Here is a 3,106-nt window from a genome sequence, read left to right as displayed (position 1 = left end):
TAACACGCAAATTGTTTGGGTGTTATATGGTCAAGCCTCACGGGCAATTAGTATTGGTTAGCTCAACGCCTCACAGCGCTTACACACCCAACCTATCAACGTCGTAGTCTTCGACGGCCCTTTAGGGAGCTCAAGGCTCCAGTGAGATCTCATCTTGAGGCAAGTTTCCCGCTTAGATGCTTTCAGCGGTTATCTTTTCCGAACATAGCTACCCGGCAATGCCACTGGCGTGACAACCGGAACACCAGAGGTTCGTCCAACCCGGTCCTCTCGTACTAAGGTCAGCCCCTCTCAAATCTCAAACGTCCACGGCAGATAGGGACCGAACTGTCTCACGACGTTCTAAACCCAGCTCGCGTACCACTTTAAATGGCGAACAGCCATACCCTTGGGACCGGCTTCAGCCCCAGGATGTGATGAGCCGACATCGAGGTGCCAAACACCGCCGTCGATATGAACTCTTGGGCGGTATCAGCCTGTTATCCCCGGAGTACCTTTTATCCGTTGAGCGATGGCCCTTCCATACAGAACCACCGGATCACTAAGACCTACTTTCGTACCTGCTCGACGTGTCTGTCTCGCAGTCAAGCGCGCTTTTGCCTTTATACTCTACGACCGATTTCCGACCGGTCTGAGCGCACCTTCGTACTCCTCCGTTACTCTTTGGGAGGAGACCGCCCCAGTCAAACTGCCCACCATACACTGTCCTCGATCCGGATAACGGACCAGAGTTAGAACCTCAAGCATGCCAGGGTGGTATTTCAAGGTTGGCTCCACGCAGACTGGCGTCCACGCTTCAAAGCCTCCCACCTATCCTACACAAGCAGGCTCAAAGTCCAGTGCAAAGCTACAGTAAAGGTTCACGGGGTCTTTCCGTCTAGCCGCGGATACACTGCATCTTCACAGCGATTTCAATTTCACTGAGTCTCGGGTGGAGACAGCGCCGCCATCGTTACGCCATTCGTGCAGGTCGGAACTTACCCGACAAGGAATTTCGCTACCTTAGGACCGTTATAGTTACGGCCGCCGTTTACCGGGGCTTCGATCAAGAGCTTCGCTTTCGCTAACCCCATCAATTAACCTTCCGGCACCGGGCAGGCGTCACACCCTATACGTCCACTTTCGTGTTTGCAGAGTGCTGTGTTTTTAATAAACAGTCGCAGCGGCCTGGTATCTTCGACCGGCATGGGCTTACGTAGTAAATACTTCACCCTCACCGGCGCACCTTCTCCCGAAGTTACGGTGCCATTTTGCCTAGTTCCTTCACCCGAGTTCTCTCAAGCGCCTTGGTATTCTCTACCCGACCACCTGTGTCGGTTTGGGGTACGATTCCTAATTACCTGAAGCTTAGAGGCTTTTCCTGGAAGCATGGCATCAACCACTTCGTCATCTAAAAGATAACTCGTCATCAGCTCTCGGCCTAGAATTCCCGGATTTGCCTAAGAATTCAGCCTACAACCTTAAACTTGGACAACCAACGCCAAGCTGGCCTAGCCTTCTCCGTCCCCCCATCGCAGTAATTAGAAGTACGGGAATATTAACCCGTTTCCCATCGACTACGCTTTTCAGCCTCGCCTTAGGGGTCGACTCACCCTGCGTCGATTAACGTTGCGCAGGAACCCTTGGTCTTTCGGCGTGCGAGTTTTTCACTCGCATTGTCGTTACTCATGTCAGCATTCGCACTTCTGATACCTCCAGCCAACTTCTCAATTGACCTTCACAGGCTTACAGAACGCTCCTCTACCGCGTCACTTACGTGACACCCGTAGCTTCGGTGTGTGGTTTGAGCCCCGTTACATCTTCCGCGCAGGCCGACTCGACTAGTGAGCTATTACGCTTTCTTTAAAGGGTGGCTGCTTCTAAGCCAACCTCCTAGCTGTCTAAGCCTTCCCACATCGTTTACCACTTAACCACAACTTTGGGACCTTAGCTGACGGTCTGGGTTGTTTCCCTTTTCACGACGGACGTTAGCACCCGCCGTGTGTCTCCCACGCTCGGCACTTCCAGGTATTCGGAGTTTGCATCGGTTTGGTAAGTCGGGATGACCCCCTAGCCGAAACAGTGCTCTACCCCCTGGAGTGATACGTGAGGCGCTACCTAAATAGCTTTCGAGGAGAACCAGCTATCTCCGAGCTTGATTAGCCTTTCACTCCGATCCACAAGTCATCCGCTACCTTTTCAACGGGAGTCGGTTCGGTCCTCCAGTCAGTGTTACCTAACCTTCAACCTGCCCATGGATAGATCGCCCGGTTTCGGGTCTATACCCAGCGACTAAACGCCCTATTAAGACTCGCTTTCGCTACGCCTCCCCTATTCGGTTAAGCTCGCCACTGAATATAAGTCGCTGACCCATTATACAAAAGGTACGCAGTCACCCAACAAAGTGGGCTCCCACTGCTTGTACGCATACGGTTTCAGGTTCTATTTCACTCCCCTCTCCGGGGTTCTTTTCGCCTTTCCCTCACGGTACTGGTTCACTATCGGTCAGTCAGTAGTATTTAGCCTTGGAGGATGGTCCCCCCATATTCAGACAAAGTTTCTCGTGCTCCGTCCTACTCGATTTCACTTCTAAGACCTTTTCGCGTACAGGGCTATCACCCACTATGGCCGCACTTTCCAGAGCGTTCCGCTAAAATCAAAGAAGCTTAAGGGCTAATCCCCGTTCGCTCGCCACTACTAAGGGAATCTCGGTTGATTTCTTTTCCTCAGGGTACTTAGATGTTTCAGTTCCCCTGGTTCGCCTCATACACCTATGTATTCAGTGCATGATACCCAGCTTATGCTGGGTGGGTTCCCCCATTCAGAGATCTCCGGATCAAAGTCTGTTTGCCGACTCCCCGAAGCTTATCGCAGGCTACCACGTCTTTCATCGCCTCTGACTGCCAAGGCATCCACCGTATGCGCTTCTTCACTTGACCATATAACCCCAAGCAATCTGGTTATTGTCTCAAACGTGAAGACGACATTCGCCGAAAACTTGCGCTTGAACTCGCAAATTTTACCTCAGCTTAACTAATTACCAGTGAAAGTAATTAATTAGCCACTTCTATCACATACCCAAATTTTTAAAGAACAGTTCTGGCGCAAAGACCAGAATTCAACATCT

The 3,106-nt window shown here is 51.4% G+C and carries 1 rRNA gene; it reads right to left on the bottom strand.

The features are described from left to right. Positions 1-26: 26 nt before the first annotated feature. A 23S ribosomal RNA gene (locus HNP49_RS18450) occupies positions 27-2,918 on the bottom strand. Positions 2,919-3,106: the final 188 nt, after the last annotated feature.

It is taken from the genome of Pseudomonas fluvialis, from assembly GCF_014207935.1.
Classification (GTDB): Bacteria; Pseudomonadota; Gammaproteobacteria; order Pseudomonadales; family Pseudomonadaceae; genus Aquipseudomonas; species Aquipseudomonas fluvialis_A.
Note: the sequence above shows the minus strand (reverse complement) of the source record. Positions and strands in the feature narration are given on the sequence as shown.